This window comes from Sphingobium sp. FG125, assembly GCF_057809795.1.
Genome location: NZ_JBMDKQ010000001.1, coordinates 1 through 15,257, shown reverse-complemented (window position 1 = coordinate 15,257; position 15,257 = coordinate 1). Strand labels below are relative to the sequence as shown.

General features: G+C 61.9%; 13 protein-coding genes and 1 tRNA gene. 12 read left to right on the top strand and 2 right to left on the bottom strand.

Annotated elements, in window-relative coordinates:
* Window positions 1-98 precede the first annotated feature (98 nt).
* Both ACODSR_RS00070 and ACODSR_RS00065 read left to right on the top strand, forming a co-directional pair.
* Window positions 99-1,211 (top strand): sensor histidine kinase, encoded by a 1,113-nt coding sequence (locus ACODSR_RS00070; RefSeq protein WP_489072565.1) that lies wholly within the window; start codon window positions 99-101, stop codon window positions 1,209-1,211.
* A gap of 5 nt (window positions 1,212-1,216) precedes the next feature.
* On the top strand, window positions 1,217-1,960 hold the full coding sequence (locus ACODSR_RS00065; protein ID WP_489072562.1) for a LytR/AlgR family response regulator transcription factor: 744 nt from the start codon (window positions 1,217-1,219) through the stop codon (window positions 1,958-1,960).
* Between the two features lie 129 nt (window positions 1,961-2,089).
* Here the strand turns inward: ACODSR_RS00065 and ACODSR_RS00060 are convergent, their stop codons facing one another.
* Entirely contained in the window at window positions 2,090-2,422 is a 333-nt protein-coding gene (locus ACODSR_RS00060) for a UrcA family protein (protein ID WP_489072560.1), read from the bottom strand.
* Window positions 2,423-2,557: 135 nt separating this feature from the next.
* Between ACODSR_RS00060 and ACODSR_RS00055 the strand changes: the two genes are divergently transcribed.
* The 8 genes from ACODSR_RS00055 (at window position 2,558) to ACODSR_RS00020 (ending at window position 14,057) form a co-directional block, all read left to right on the top strand.
* Window positions 2,558-2,698 carry a hypothetical protein gene (locus ACODSR_RS00055; protein WP_489072558.1) on the top strand — a complete coding sequence of 47 codons (141 nt, stop codon included), beginning with the start codon at window positions 2,558-2,560 and terminating at the stop codon, window positions 2,696-2,698.
* Window positions 2,699-3,299: 601 nt separating this feature from the next.
* Complete coding sequence (gene uvrA / locus ACODSR_RS00050) at window positions 3,300-6,284, top strand: excinuclease ABC subunit UvrA (RefSeq protein WP_489072556.1); 2,985 nt, start codon at window positions 3,300-3,302, stop codon at window positions 6,282-6,284.
* Between the two features lie 30 nt (window positions 6,285-6,314).
* Window positions 6,315-6,947 (top strand): hypothetical protein, encoded by a 633-nt coding sequence (locus ACODSR_RS00045; RefSeq protein ID WP_489072554.1) that lies wholly within the window; start codon window positions 6,315-6,317, stop codon window positions 6,945-6,947.
* On the top strand, window positions 6,931-8,028 hold the full coding sequence (locus ACODSR_RS00040) for a ComEC/Rec2 family competence protein (RefSeq protein ID WP_489072552.1): 1,098 nt from the start codon (window positions 6,931-6,933) through the stop codon (window positions 8,026-8,028). Before ACODSR_RS00045 ends, ACODSR_RS00040 begins: the two co-directional genes overlap by 17 nt.
* Before the next feature lie 79 nt (window positions 8,029-8,107).
* The gene (locus ACODSR_RS00035; protein ID WP_489072550.1) at window positions 8,108-8,326 is read left to right on the top strand and encodes a DUF433 domain-containing protein; all 219 of its coding nucleotides are present in this window, start codon (window positions 8,108-8,110) and stop codon (window positions 8,324-8,326) included.
* Between the two features lie 76 nt (window positions 8,327-8,402).
* A complete protein-coding gene (relB, locus tag ACODSR_RS00030) occupies window positions 8,403-8,585 on the top strand; it encodes a type II toxin-antitoxin system RelB family antitoxin (RefSeq protein WP_489072548.1) in 183 nt (60 codons plus the stop codon).
* A complete protein-coding gene (locus tag ACODSR_RS00025; protein ID WP_489072546.1) occupies window positions 8,585-8,860 on the top strand; it encodes a type II toxin-antitoxin system RelE/ParE family toxin in 276 nt (91 codons plus the stop codon). The genes relB and ACODSR_RS00025 overlap by 1 nt, the downstream gene beginning before the upstream one ends.
* Window positions 8,861-9,392: 532 nt before the next feature.
* Window positions 9,393-14,057: an NAD-glutamate dehydrogenase gene (locus ACODSR_RS00020; protein WP_489072544.1), complete on the top strand. Its 4,665-nt coding sequence runs from the start codon at window positions 9,393-9,395 to the stop codon at window positions 14,055-14,057.
* 84 nt (window positions 14,058-14,141) lie between these two features.
* Here the strand turns inward: ACODSR_RS00020 and ACODSR_RS00015 are convergent.
* Window positions 14,142-14,216, bottom strand: a tRNA-Gln gene (locus tag ACODSR_RS00015).
* 123 nt (window positions 14,217-14,339) lie between these two features.
* Here ACODSR_RS00015 and ACODSR_RS00010 point away from each other — a divergent pair.
* Window positions 14,340-14,855, top strand: a complete 516-nt coding sequence (locus ACODSR_RS00010; protein WP_489072542.1) for a MarR family winged helix-turn-helix transcriptional regulator — start codon at window positions 14,340-14,342, stop codon at window positions 14,853-14,855.
* 63 nt (window positions 14,856-14,918) lie between these two features.
* Entirely contained in the window at window positions 14,919-15,233 is a 315-nt protein-coding gene (locus ACODSR_RS00005) for a hypothetical protein (RefSeq protein WP_489072540.1), read from the top strand.
* Window positions 15,234-15,257: the final 24 nt, after the last annotated feature.

Below are 15,257 nucleotides of genomic sequence, written 5' to 3'. Positions count from 1 at the left end.
CTGCGGTTCCCCGCTCCGTTCGACCAACTGTCGGGCCAGTTCGACCAGCTACGCGCGGCTGGGGCGACATTTCCCGCAGCCGCGCGTAAAAGGACAGGATGACAAGCCTTCCCGACGACGGCGAACGCGGCGTATCGCCCGCGATCGCGCTTTACTCCATCCTGGGTTTTTGGCTCTTCTACGCCATACTCGTGACCCTGCGCGCCGCCGTGATGGGCTTTGAATCGCAGGGTGAACTGGGCGTCCGCCGCGCCGTCGTCACGGTGATCGGCATCGTCGTCACCTGGATTCTCTATCTGGTACTGCGCCGCTTCGACGCCAAGCCCTTGAGCGTCCGCATCGTCGCCGCCTTCTCGCTTGCCGCGCCCTTCGCGCTCGCCATGGCGTCGGCCAATTTCTACATGTTCAACGTCTATGACCCGGTGAACATCTTTGCCGACGGCGACCGTGGCAAATATGCCAGCGAAGAAGCTTTCGCCCTGATCCAAATCGTGGAAGACGCGATCAGCCGCTATTTCTTCCTCGCCGCCTGGGCCGGTCTCTATCTCGCCCTCTCCTACGCCAGCGAAGCGCACCGCACCGAACGCCGCGCCGCCCGGCTGGAGCGCGCCGCCCAGCAGGCCGAATTGCGATCCTTGCGCTATCAGGTGAACCCGCATTTCCTGTTCAACACGCTCAACTCCCTCTCCTCTCTGGTCATGAAGGATCGGCGGGACGAGGCTGAGCAGATGATCATGTCGCTTTCCAACTTCTACCGCACCAGCCTGACCGGCGATCCGCTGGACGACGTGCCGCTGGAGGAGGAAGTCCATCTCCAGAAACTCTATCTCGATATTGAAGGGGTCCGCTTCCCCGACCGGCTCAATACGGTGATCGACATCCCCCCCGCCCTGATGAGCGCCTGCGTCCCCGGCCTCATCCTCCAGCCACTCGTCGAGAATGCGATCAAATATGGCGTTTCGCGCACCTCCAGCCCGGTCGAGATCCGCATCACAGCGCGGGAGGATGGCGGCTTGATGCACATCGCCGTCACCGACGATGGCGACAACCCGCCCAGCCTGTCGGACAGCGGCAGCGGCATTGGCCTGGCCAATGTGCGGGATCGGCTGACCGCGCGCTTTGGCGATCAGGGCCAAATCGCCTATGGTCCCCGCGAGGGGAAGGGCTTTTCCGTCCTTCTCACCCTGCCCATCATCCGCCGGGGTTGCTGACGCCTATGCCCATCCGCACCATGATCGTTGACGATGAACCCCTCGCAGTCGAGCGGCTCCAGATGCTGTGCGCGCGCGAACCGCGCATTGCCCTGGTCGGCACCGCCACCGATGGCGAGGCCGCGCTGCGCCTGATCGAGGGGCTGAAGCCCGACCTTGTCATGCTCGACATCGCCATGCCTCTGCTCGACGGCATCGGCGTCGCCCGCGCGGTCGGGCGCATGGGCATCCGCCCCGCCGTCATCTTCGTCACCGCCTTTGAGGGCTTCGCGGTCGAAGCCTTCGACCTTGCCGCCATCGACTATATGCTCAAGCCCGTCGCGCATGATCGCCTGACCCGTGCGATCGACCGGGTCGAGGCGGCGCTGCGCAACCGCGCGCCCGAAGGCACCCCCGCCCCTGCCGAGCCACAACCCGCCTGGGCCGAGGAATTCTGGGTGCCCCACCGCTCCGAACTGATCCGCATCGCCACCGACCAGATCGACCGGATAGAGGCGGAGCGCGACTATATGCGCCTCCATGTCGGCAGCCACAGCTATTTGCTACACCAGACGATCAGCAGCCTGGAGGAGCGGCTCGACCCGCAGCAATTCGTCCGCCTCCACCGCTCCCACATCGTCCGCCGCGACCATATCGCCCGCCTGCGCCACGACGGCAGCGGCGTCTGGTTCGCCGCCCTAACCGACGGCAATGAAATCCGCATCGGCCGCACCTTCCTCGCCAACGCCAGAGCCATGACTGGGCGCTAAAAAATCCTCCCCAAGCTTGTCTTGGGGAGGTGGCAGCGCGAAGCGTTGACGGGGGGCCATGGCACAAGCCCCACGAAAAAAGCCCGGCAATCACCGGGCTTCTTCACTTGGGGGCTGGCATTGCCGCGATCAGTTCTGCAAGCCCTTCGCGCCTGCATCGGCATAGCGTTCGCTGGTTTCGGCGCGGGCGATGGCGGCGCTGATCGGCGCTTCGACCTGCGCGATCGCCATAGCCTTGCACGCCTGTGCGGTGGAGCGGTCGTCAGACTTGCACACCTTGCTTGCCGCGCGGGCGATGCGCTGGCGCAGTTGCTGCTGGTCAGACGCCTTGGACAGGTCCAGGTCACCATGGCGCACTTCACTCGTACGACCGTTGGAAATAAATTCTCCGGCGCTGGCCGAACCGGCGGTGGCGATCAGCGCGAGCGAACCCAGCGCGGCGAAAAGGGTGGAACGGAACATCGGCTTGTCTCCTCAAAATCTGCTGTGGCCCGGCCGCTGCCTGTTAGGGGCTGGCGGCGGTCCGGGTGCGAACGGGGCGGGCCTTTGGGTCTTTGGGGCGGCGCCATCGCCCGTTCGCCCATCCTGTTTAGGCGCATGGCGGTCAGCGCGCCCGCCCGCTTCGACCGGCAGCACCCCGCATCGGCCAACGACACTGCCATCGACAAAGCGCCGCGCGGCACAGACAAACAGCGCGACGAACGACATCAACGCCCCGCCAAACGACATCTGCCGTAACGGAAAGCGGGAATCGCAATGACAACAAATCTCCCCTTGCCGGGGAGGGGCGCGCGGCGAAGGCGTGACGGAGGGGCGCCACCCTCTCATCGACGGGATGCCCCATCGCCCAGACGCAAAAACGCCCCCGGCGCAAGGGATGGCCGGGGGCGTATCCAGGATGCTGTCGGGCACCGGGATCAGGATGAACTGTTGCGGGAAGGACGATGCCACTTGGGCGAAACCGTATTCCCTATGACGCCCATCATAACCGCAATACGGCCCCGCGAACCCGCCGTTCGACAATCTGCCCCCGCAACACGCCCGGCAGCATGATCGGGCGACAAACCGTCAACCTGCATCCACCAACGACATCATGCGTCCAACGGCGGCCATCCAGCGATAGCCAGCGCACCCTCGAATTGGGCCGATAACGCTACGTCATGGCTAAGAAAATCCGACATAGCATCTGACCGCGCGCCCATGTCTTTGGTACAGGACAAACCCCTTTCCGCCCCACCCTGCGGATTTTCCCTTCTCAAATCCATGCCCTCGCCCCATTTGTCGGGGCGACCGGCAGATGGTCTTGCCCGATCAGAACAAATATGGAACAACACGCCCCATGAGTCTGACCCACATATCCGTCCGCGGCGCGCGCGAGCATAATCTCAAGGGCGTCGATGTCGATCTGCCGCGCGACAGCCTGATCGTCATTACCGGCCTGTCGGGATCGGGCAAAAGCTCGCTCGCCTTCGACACCATCTATGCCGAAGGGCAGCGGCGCTATGTGGAATCGCTGTCCGCCTATGCGCGCCAGTTTCTGGAGATGATGCAGAAGCCCGATGTCGAGCATATCGAAGGCTTAAGCCCCGCGATCAGTATCGAGCAGAAAACCACGTCGAAAAATCCGCGGTCCACCGTCGCGACCGTCACCGAAATCTACGATTATATGCGTCTGCTGTGGGCGCGCGTCGGCATCCCCTACAGCCCCGCGACCGGCCTGCCGATCAGCGCCCAGACCGTCAGCCAGATGGTCGATCGCGTCGCGACCTTGCCCGCAGGCACGCGCTTCTACCTCCTCGCCCCCGTCGTGCGCGGGCGTAAGGGCGAATATCGCAAGGAACTGGCCGAATGGCAGAAGGCGGGCTACACCCGCGTCCGCATCGACGGCGAAATGATGCTGATCGAGGACGCGCCCGCGCTCGACAAAAAATATAAGCATGACATTGAAGTCGTAGTCGATCGCCTGGCCGTGGAACCCGATATGGGCACGCGCCTCGCCGACAGCTTCGAGCAGGCGCTGAAACTCGCGGACGGGCTGGCATTTGTCGATCTGGCCGACGGCACTGTCGCCGACCTTACTTCCGCCGTCGCCCCAGCGCAGGCTGGGGCCTCAGGCAATGGCGCGCTGACGCCTGAGATGCCAGCCTCCGCTGGCATGACGGAAAAGAAGAAAATGAAAGGCGCAGAAGTCCCCGCCAACCGCATCGTGTTCAGCGAGAAATTCGCCTGTCCCGTCAGCGGCTTCACGATCGCGGAAATTGAGCCGCGCCTCTTCTCCTTCAACGCTCCGATGGGCGCCTGCCCAGCCTGCGACGGGCTTGGCGAACGGCAGGAATTCGACCCCGAACTGGTCGTCCCCAACGAAGCCCTGTCCCTCAAAAAAGGCGCGGTCGTCCCCTGGGCCAAATCCAACCCGCCATCGCCTTATTATATGCAAGTCCTCGGCTCCCTCGCCAGGGAATTCGGGTTCAGCCTCGACACCCCCTGGGCCGACCTGCCCGGCGAGGTAAAGCTCATCATCCTCCACGGCACCGGCGGCAAGCCGGTCACATTGAAATTCATGGACGGCCGCAAAAGCTATGAGGTGAAGAAGGCGTTTGAGGGCGTCATCGGCAACTTGAACCGCCGCCTTCTCCAGACCGAATCCGCCTGGATGCGCGAGGAACTCAGCAAATATCAGCGCGCCCAGCCCTGCGAAACCTGCCACGGCGCGCGCCTGAAACCCGAAGCGCTCGCGGTCAAGATCGCGGGCGAGGACATCTCCCTCTCCACCCGCCGCTCGGTGGTGGACGCGCTCAATTTCTTCACTGCCATGCCGGACAAGCTGAACGACCAGCAGAACCAGATCGCCCGCGCCATCCTCAAGGAAATTGTCGAGCGCCTCGGCTTCCTCAACAATGTCGGCCTCGATTATCTCAACCTAGACCGCACGTCCGGCACCCTGTCAGGCGGCGAATCCCAGCGCATCCGCCTCGCCTCCCAGATCGGCAGCGGCCTTTCCGGCGTTCTCTACGTCCTCGACGAACCCTCGATCGGCCTGCACCAACGCGACAATGACCGTCTGCTCGTGACCCTCAAACGCCTGCGCGACCTGGGCAACAGCGTCATCGTCGTCGAGCATGACGAGGACGCGATCCGCCACGCCGACTATATTGTCGATATGGGTCCGGGCGCAGGCATCCATGGCGGCCAGATCGTGGCGCAAGGCACGCTGCCTGAAATCCTGAAAGCCAAAAACAGCCTCACCGCCGATTATCTCAACGGCACCCGCCGTATCGACGTGCCGGCCAAGCGCCGCAAGGGCAATGGCAAGAAGATCACCGTCCACAACGCCCGCGCCAACAACCTGACCGGCGTGACCGCGTCCATCCCGCTCGGCACCTTCACCTGCATCACCGGCGTCTCCGGCTCCGGCAAGTCCAGCTTCACCATCGACACGCTTTACGCCGCCTCCGCCCGCGCCCTCAACGGCGCGCGCATCCTGGCTGGCGCGCATGACAAGGTGACGGGCCTCGAACATTGCGACAAGGTGATCGACATCGACCAGTCGCCCATCGGCCGCACCCCCCGCTCCAACCCGGCCACCTATACCGGCGCCTTCACCAACATTCGCGACTGGTTCGCGGGCCTGCCCGAAAGCCTCGCGCGCGGCTACAAACCCGGCCGCTTCTCCTTCAACGTCAAGGGCGGCCGCTGCGAAGCCTGCACCGGCGATGGCCTGATCAAGATCGAGATGCACTTCCTTCCCGACGTCTATGTCACCTGCGACGTGTGCCACGGCGCGCGCTACAATCGCGAAACGCTGGAGGTGAAGTTCAAGGGCCACTCGATCGCCGACGTGCTGGACATGACGGTCGAGGATGCGGTCGAATTCTTCAAGGCCGTCCCGCCGATCCGCGACAAGATGGCCATGCTCGCCGAAGTGGGCCTGGGCTATGTCAAGGTCGGCCAGCAGGCCACGACCCTGTCAGGCGGCGAAGCCCAGCGCGTCAAACTCGCCAAGGAGCTCGCCCGCCGCGCCACCGGCCAGACCCTCTACATCCTCGACGAACCCACCACCGGCCTGCATTTCGAGGATGTGAGAAAGTTGCTCGAAGTCCTCCACGCGCTGGTCGACCAGGGCAATAGCGTCGTCGTGATCGAACATAATCTCGACGTCATCAAAACCGCCGACTGGATCATCGACATGGGACCAGAGGGCGGCGTCAAGGGCGGCGAAGTGGTGGCAGAAGGCACGCCGGAAAAGGTCGCGAAGGAGCCGCGCTCATTTACCGGGCACTATCTCGCGCCGTTGCTGGGGTTGGAGAGTGTGGCGGCGGAGTGATGAGTCTAGATCGGGGAATTGGAGGGGGCAATGCTAAGTCACAAAACGAAGGTGGTTATCCAATATCTTACGCCGATCGCGCTTGGTTATTTTACACTTGCGGCGTATTTATTTACGGGTGAACACGTTAACGTTGAGCAGCTCGCCCCTTATGCAGGTGGGGTGGCGGGTTTGGTCGCTGCCATGGCATTGGCTCAGGATTTGATTCCAAAGTGGCTTAAAGAGTCCTTGGTGTTTTTTAGATTTAATGATCGCCTGCCTGGGCATCGCGCTTTCTCCGCACAATTCGAACGACCTGATCGATTTGACTATTTTAAGATATTGAATTGGTCAGCACTTGGAATGCTGGACAGCGCAAGCCAGCAAAGAATATTCTACTCGCTTTACAAAAAATTTTCCAATGAACCAAGTGTTGAGCATTATAGTTTTCGGTATTTAGCGTGGCGGGATTCATCAACTATCCTTATGATACTTACTATTATAACGGCTCCATCAGCCCATGGGATAGGAGATTTTCCGCTGGCAATATCACTTAAGCTAACAGCCGGAACATTTGTTGGTTTTCTATTTACTTCATTTGCAGCGCGCCAATCCGCGCAAGAACTTATTTTTCAGGTTTTTTCGTACGAAACTAGGGAGGGGGCCCATGACGTATCCGAATAACTTTTTCGAGTTAGATTTTTTAGCTGTAGAAACTGCAAAAAGCGGTGACGCGATTACAATGAGATCAGCTATAGACGGTATCCAATACATAAATGTTATCGATGGCGGATTCACCGATATGGGTGAAAAAATTGTCGAGCACTTAGAAAAATATTATACTAATCAACCATATATAGATAACGTTGTCTTAACTCACCCTGACGGGGACCATGCTCGTGGCCTTAAGTACGTTCTGGAGAACAAAACGGTTAGAGCTCTTTGGATGAATAGGCCTTGGCTGTATGCCGATCAAATCATAGATCGGTTCTCTAATTTTACTAATGTTAATAATCTACGGACAAAGTTACGCGAGTGCTATCCCAACGTCGCCGCACTCGAAGATATAGCTCTCGAACGAGAAATTCCGATATTTGAAGCGTTCCAAGGCGAGACCATTGGCCATTTCAGAGTACTTTCTCCATCTTATAATAGGTATTTAGATCTTATAGTCGACTCTGATAAGACCCCATCGGCTAAAGTAACGACTGCACGAGCGTTAACAAAGGCGCTAGAATCGCTACAATTTGTCATAAATGCAGCATCGAATCTGCTTCAGGCAGCATGGGGAGAGGAAATCTTCTCATCTTCCGGTACAAGCTGCGAAAATGAGATGAGTTTAATTCAGTATGCAGAAATTGGTGGATTAAAAATTCTTCTAACTGGGGATGCGGGGCGAGAGGCATTAGCCGAAGCTGTAGATTACGCTCCTTCTGTAGGTATCGCTCTGCCTGGAATCCATCGCTTTCAAGTTCCTCATCACGGATCTCGACGCAATGTTTCAACAGAACTGCTCGATCAGATACTTGGGCCTAGATTGGATTACCATTTAGGGGCAGGGAATGAAATTTTTACAGCTTTGATAAGTTCGGCAGAGGCGGACCTTGATCACCCCCGCAAAGCCGTAGAGCGAGCAATGCATCATCGTGGCGGATGCGTTATTGCTACGGAAGGAAGTAATAAGAGTACTGGTTGGAATGCTCCCGATCGAGCAGGGTGGAGCGTGGTTCCGTCACGCCCCTATCCTAACGAGCAAGAGGAATGACGTTGGAATTCCGTTCTCAGTTTATTCGATCGCTAAAAAGCACATGGACTTGCCCTCACCGCCCCCACATAATCCACCCATGACCACGCGCATCGTCATCGACCCAAACGTCTGCGGCGGTCGGCCCATTGTCGTCGGCACCCGGATGCGCGTCAGCGACGTGCTTGACGCGTTGGCATCGTCCGTGGCGATCGAAGAACTGCTGGCCGACTTCCCCTATCTCACCCGTGAGGACGTCCATGCCTGTCTGAGCTATGGCGCACGGGCTGTCGATCATACGGTCGTGCAAGCCGCCTGATCCATTATGGACGGATCAAGACGTTCGCACGGTCCCAGATATGGATAAACTCACAGCAACCTGCTATCATCTTGCCATGACTAAGCTCACCCCCATCGAGTCCGAATTCGCGACGACGGAGGAAGCCGAAGCCTATGACGCATGGTTCCGTGCAAAGGTCGAGGCATCCTTGGTTGATACGACACCGCCCATTCCGCATGATCAGGTGATGGCAGAACTACGCGCGATCATCGAAGCGAAAACGGCCAGCCAAGCCTAATGCCGCATGTTGTCTGGCGCAAAACGGCGCGAGAGGATGCACGCCGGATCACCGCCTATATTGCGGAGCGCAATCCTGCCGCCGCTCTGCGCCATGCCGACCTGTTCCAGCATTGCGCCGAACGACTGGCCGACCATCCCTATATGTATCGTGCCGGGCGCCTGCCGGACACGCGGGAAGCGATTGTTACGCCCAACTATATGCTCGTCTATCGGGTCGGGGCCAACGCCATAGAAATTCTGGCCGTCGTCCACACCCGCCAACAATATCCCTAGTCCACACCTGCCAACACCGGCTAACCCCTTGACCCAAGCTCGCAGCTACCCGCGCGCTCACATTCTTGGCAGGCGACGAACGCTGCGAAGTGCGGACCCGCGTGGTCTTTGCCGACGCCAGCGAATTTAACAACCCGGTCGACTATTGCGGCGTCACCAACCTGGTCGTCACCGGCAAAAATATGTTCACGCAATAATAGGGGCTGCCCTCCCTTTGGGCGGGGCAGCACGACGCGCTGCCCGGTCGGTGCGGATCGCGGTAAAATGCTCCAGAAGCGCCCTTATCCGCGCTCGACATGCGGCGCGGGCTGGCCGATAGTCGCGCCACCACTTGGCCCGCCACCACGCGCGGAGCATGTTGCGCTGCATCATATTATTTCAACGCTAAGACACTTTATTTCACAAACAGGGTTGAGCCTCCCCATGGGCGGAGGCATATAGACGGTCGAAAGCCGAGGAGTCGCATGGCGGCGATCCAGCGTCTCCTCCGTTCAATTCCAAGCGGGACAAGCCCGCGTGAGAGGTTAGACGAATGACGGCGCTGGCGGACGCGAACATCAAGGAAGTCGATACGTTCATCCGGGAGGCGCTGGAGGCAGCGCTGGAGCGGGGTGCCTTGCCCGGCGAACGCGAAGGACTGGACGAACAGGGCATAGCGGCCGCCGCCGCCTTTCTGGGCCGCACCGCCAACGGGCGCAAGCCGGGCGACGCCGCGATCATGGTCGAAACGCTGGGCGAAGGCGCCAATGGCCGCTATATGCGGATCGCGATCGTCAATGACGACATGCCGTTCCTGGTCGACAGCATTGCCAACACGCTGGCCGCCGCCGACATCACCATCCACCGCCTGCTGCATCCCGTCCTGTCGGTGACGCGCCATGCCGACGGAACGCTCGCCGCGATCCTGGACGATGACGTGCCGGGTGCGCGCCGCGAATCGATGATCTATATCGAGGCCGACCGGGCCGACGCCAAGGCGCGCCGGGCGCTGGAAAAGGCGCTGCGCGATACGCTGACGGACGTGCGGGCGGCAGTGGCCGACTGGGCGCCGATGCAGGCGGCGATGGCGGCGGACGCCGACGCGGTGCCGGACGAGGAAGGCGCGGCGCTGCTGCGCTGGTTCCTGGCGCGCCATTTCACCCAGACCGGACATGAGCTGTGCCACCGCGATGGCACCAGCCAGTCGCGGCTGGGCATCTGCACGCTGCGCGACAAGACGCTGATCGCGCCCTCATCGCTGGAGGCGGCGTTCGTCTGGTTCGAGGAAGGCAAGCGCACGCCGCTGATCATCAAGTCCAGCCGCATCTCGCGCATCCATCGCCATGTGCTGCTCGACCTGATCATCATCCCCGTGCGCGAAGGGCGCGAGGTCAAGGCGCTGTCGATCCATGCGGGCATGTGGACCAGTTCGGGCCTGTCGGCGACCCCGGACAAGGTGCCGTTGCTGCGATCGACGCTGTCCAATTTGATGGACAAGTTCGGCTTTGACCCGGCGGGTCATGCGGGCAAGACGCTGGCTCATGCGCTGACCGCCCTGCCCCATGACATTACCATCGGTTTCGATCGCGAGACGCTGGAGCGGCTGGCGCTGACCTTCATGTCGCTGACCGACCGCCCCCGGCCCAAGCTGGCGCTGGCGACCAGCGCGCTGGCACGCCACCTCTACGCCTTCGTCTGGCTGCCGCGCGACGAATTATCGACCGCGCGCCGGTTGGCGGTGCAGGACATGCTGTCGGAAGCCGCCAATGGCCCGGTGCTCAGTTGGTCGATCGCGCTGGAGGAAGGTGGCCTCGCGCTGCTGCGCATCACGCTCGACCTGCGTGAAGGCGGCGTGGTGCCTGACGATGTGGCGCTGGACCATCAGTTGAAGCAAATGGTGCGCGGCTGGCTGCCCGCTGTCGAGGAAGCGCTGACCCAGACCGAGGAGCCGGGCCGGGCCGCTGCGCTGGCGCAGCGTTACGCCGGAGGCTTCCCGGCGGTCTATCGCAATGGCGCGGGGCCAGCCGAAGCTGCGATCGACATTCGCATGATCCACGGCCTGTCGGGGGCTGGCGACAAGGCGATCCGCATCTATCGCAACCCGGAGGACAGCGCCGAACGGCTGCGGCTCAAACTATACAGCCATGTGACGATCGCTTTGTCCGAAGTGGTCCCGGCGTTCGAGAATTTCGGTTTCCGCGTGATCGAGGAGATGACGACGGCGATCGATGGCGGCGCATTGGGCCATGTCCAGCGTTTCGTGCTGGAACTGCCCGCGGGCGGCGATGCGCAGGGCGTGGTGGCCCGTGCCGACATCGTCACCGAAGCGATCGCGCAGGTGCTGGAAGGCCGGGCGGAAAATGACCGGTTCAACGAACTGATCGTTACCGCCGGGCTGACGCCGCGATCGGTGGTGCTGTTCCGCGCGCTGTTCCGCTATCTGCGCCAGACGGGCATGGCCTATGGCATGGCGACCTTTGCCGAAACGCTGCGCCGCGCACAGGGGGTTGCGGTCAATCTGATCACCCTGTTCGAAGCACTGCACGATCCCGCCGCGCGCGATGGCGCGGACGCACGGGTGGCGGATGCGCAGGCGGCGATCGATGCCGGACTGGAAGCGGTGACCGCGATTGACGAGGACCGGGTGCTGCGCCTGTTGCGCGCGGTCATCAATGCGACGTTGCGCACCAATTTCTTCAGCAAGGCGGCGGTCGAGGCGCTGGCGTTCAAGCTGGACAGTGCGCAGGTTCCCGGCCTACCCGCGCCGCTGCCATGGCGCGAAATCTGGGTCTATAGCCCGCGGGTCGAGGGCATCCATCTGCGCGCCGGGCCGGTGGCGCGCGGCGGGCTGCGCTGGTCCGACCGCCGCGACGATTTCCGCACCGAAATATTGGGCCTGATGAAGGCGCAGCGGGTCAAAAATGCCGTCATCGTCCCGACCGGCGCGAAGGGCGGCTTCTATCCCAAGCAATTGCCCAATCCGCAGGCTGATCGCGACGCTTGGCTGGCGGAGGGGACGGAAAGCTATCGCATCTTCATCCGCGCGCTGCTGTCGGTAACGGACAATATCGTCAACGACCATGTGAAGCATCCGGCGCAAGTCGTGGTGCGCGACGGCGACGATCCCTATTTCGTGGTCGCCGCCGACAAGGGGACCGCGACCTTCAGCGACGTCGCCAACGCCATCGCCCTCGACCGCAAATTCTGGCTGGGCGACGCCTTCGCCAGCGGCGGGTCGAATGGTTACGACCATAAGGCGATGGGCATCACCGCGCGCGGCGCGTGGATTTCGGTGCAGCGGCACTTTGCCGAAATGGGCGTCGATGTGCAGAGCGAGCCGGTCAGCGTCGTGGGCTGTGGAGACATGTCGGGTGACGTGTTCGGCAACGGGATGCTGCTCAGCAAGGCGATCAAACTGGTCGCCGCTTTTGACCATCGCCATATCTTCTTCGACCCGGCTCCCGATCCGGCCACGAGCTGGGAGGAGCGCAACCGGCTGTTCCAGCTGCCCCGGTCGAGCTGGGAAGATTATGACAAGGCGCTGATCTCGAAGGGTGGCGGCGTATTTTCCCGCGCGCTCAAGAGCATCCCGCTGACCCCAGAAATCCAGGCGATACTGGGCGTGACGGAAGCGGAGATGGAGCCGACGGCGCTCATTTCCGCGATCCTCAAAGCCCCTGCCGACCTGCTCTGGTTCGGTGGCATCGGCACTTATGTGAAGGCGACGGCGCAGAGCCATGGCGATGTGGGTGATCCGGCCAATGACCGGCTGCGCGTCAATGCAGAGCAATTGCGGGTCAAGGTAATTGGCGAAGGCGCTAATCTGGGTACGACACAGGCAGGGCGTATCGCCTTTTCGCTGCGTGGCGGGCGGATCAACACCGACTTTATCGACAATAGCGCAGGCGTCGATTGTTCGGATAATGAGGTCAATATCAAGATCGCCCTCAACAAGGAGATGGCCGAAGGTCGCCTGCCATTTGAGGCGCGCAACGCGCTGCTGGAAAGCATGACCGATGCGGTCGGCGCCATCGTGCTGGAGGATAACCGCTTGCAGGCGCTGGGCCTGTCGATTGCCGAGAGCGGCGGCGCGGCGGATCTGGCCAGCTATGTGCGGCTGATCGAGACGTTCGAGGAAAGCGGGCGACTGGACCGGCAGGTTGAAGGACTGGCCGCGAATGACCAGTTGCTGCGGCGCGGACAGGATGGACAGGGGCTGACCCGGCCGGAACTGGCCGTGCTGCTCTCCACCGCGAAGCTGACCTTGCAGGATGCGATCGAGCAAGGCGACCTGGCCAGTGATGAAAGCATGATCGGCGAGTTGATGGCCGCCTTCCCCCCTGCGATGCAGGAGAAGGAGGCCGACGCGATCGCTGCCCATGCCCTGCGCAAGGAAATCATCGCCACCAAGGTCGCCAACCGCATCGTCAACCGGTTGGGCCTGATCCATCCGTTCGAGCTGGTGGAGGAGGAAGGCTGTTCGCTGGGCGACATGGCCAGCGCTTTCCTGATCGCCGAGCGGCTCTATGACATCGGCACGCTATGGGCGGACATTGACGCCGCCGAGATGGCGGAAAGCGCGCGGCTCGCCTTGTTCGGCGATATTGCAGGGGGCATGAGGGCGCAGATTGCCGATATCTTGCGCAGCCAGCCAGCAGGCACGCTGCCGAGCGCAGGGCTGGCGGCGCTGACCCAGGGCGTCGGATCACTGGCGGCGCAGGTCGATGATCTGCTGACCAGCGAGGCGCAGCGCCGCACCAATGCGGTGACGGACAGGCTGCTGGCGCTTGGCGCGCCAGAGGCGCTGGCGCGGCGCACAGCAGGGCTGTTCAAACTGGACGGTGCTGTCGGCATTGCAGCGCTGGCCGGAAAGATGGGCGTGGACGAAATCGCGCTGACCCGCGCCTTCACCCATCTGGGCGAAGCGGTGGGCATCGACTGGGTCCAGTCCGCCGCCGCGCGCATGGAACCGACCGACCCGTGGGAACGGCTGCTGATTTCCGGCGTCGCCCGCGACATGCAACAGGTGCGGCTCGACTTCCTGGCGCAAGGCAAGGGCAAGGACATATCAGACCATGTCGAACATTGGCTGATCCAGCGCGGTCCCCGCATCCGCCAATTCCGCACTTTGGTGCAGCGCGCCAAGGCGGCGGCGACGCCCAATGTCGCCATGCTGGCGGAGATTGCGGGCCAGGCACGCGGGCTGCTGGGGCGGTAAGACAGGCCCATGACGGGAGGCGCGAAAGGTAGAAACCTTCTCCGCCTCCCCATGTCAGGGTGATTCGGTGATGTTCAGGAAAATTGGCTGGGGCGGCAGGATTCGAACCTGCGCATGGCGGCATCAAAAGCCGCTGCCTTACCGCTTGGCGACGCCCCAGCAGGGCCAACTTTCGTTGGCGCGGTCAGGCATATAGCGTGTGATTAGCGAAAGGAAAGCCTAGTCATCATCCTTTTGCGACGGCAATAAGACACTTTCCTCCCGTGCTGGATGATCGCCGCCATGACCATCGTGAGTTCGTCCCCTTCATCGGCCCAAATGTCGCCCGCCTCCCCGCTATTCCTGCGCGAGGATGAGATACGGCGCGGGATCGAGATGCTCTATTTCGGTTATTCGGCGCTGACCCGGTCGATTGACGAGGGGCTGGCGGCGCTGGGGCTGGGCCGGGCGCATCATCGCGCACTCTATTTCATTTCGCGCCAGCCTGACCTGACGGTCAAGGATCTGCTGCGGTTGCTGGCGATCACCAAGCAATCGCTGGGGCGGGTGCTCAATGACCTGATCGAGCGCGGCTATATCGAAACGCGGCCCGGTCCCAACGACCGCCGCCAGAAACTGCTGCGGCTGAGCGCGGCGGGCGCGGCGCTGGAGGCGGAACTGTTCCGCGCGCTGCGCGAGAAGATGGCGGCCGCCTATGCGCAGGCCGGGCAAGGGTCCGTCACCGGCTTCTGGCGGGTACTGGAAGGGCTGATCCCCGATCAGGACCGGTCGATGGTGTTCGGGCTACGCGGCGGATAGCACGCAACCTTATCGCGCCTGCTGCGCTTATGTCACTCCACGCAAATGGGAAAAGGAGCCATCATGCGCACATCTGTTCTGGCCGCACTTGCGGTCCTGTCGGTCGCCAGCCTGTCGGCCTGCTCGGAAAAGACCGAGGATAGCGTCGAAAATGCCGGTGCTTCGATCGGCAATGATATCAGCCAGTCGGTCGATCGCGCAGGCGACAAGATCGACAATGGGCTGGACAAGGCCGGACGCGCGATCGACGAAGGCGCGGACAAGATCGGCGCGGCGACGAGCGAGGCAACCAGCGACGCAGAACGCAAGGCGGACGCCGCCAAGCGCGATGTCGGCGCGTCGCTGGAAGAAGCAGGCAAGGACCTGAAGAACGAATGATCTGTCCGGGGTGGGCGGCCCACA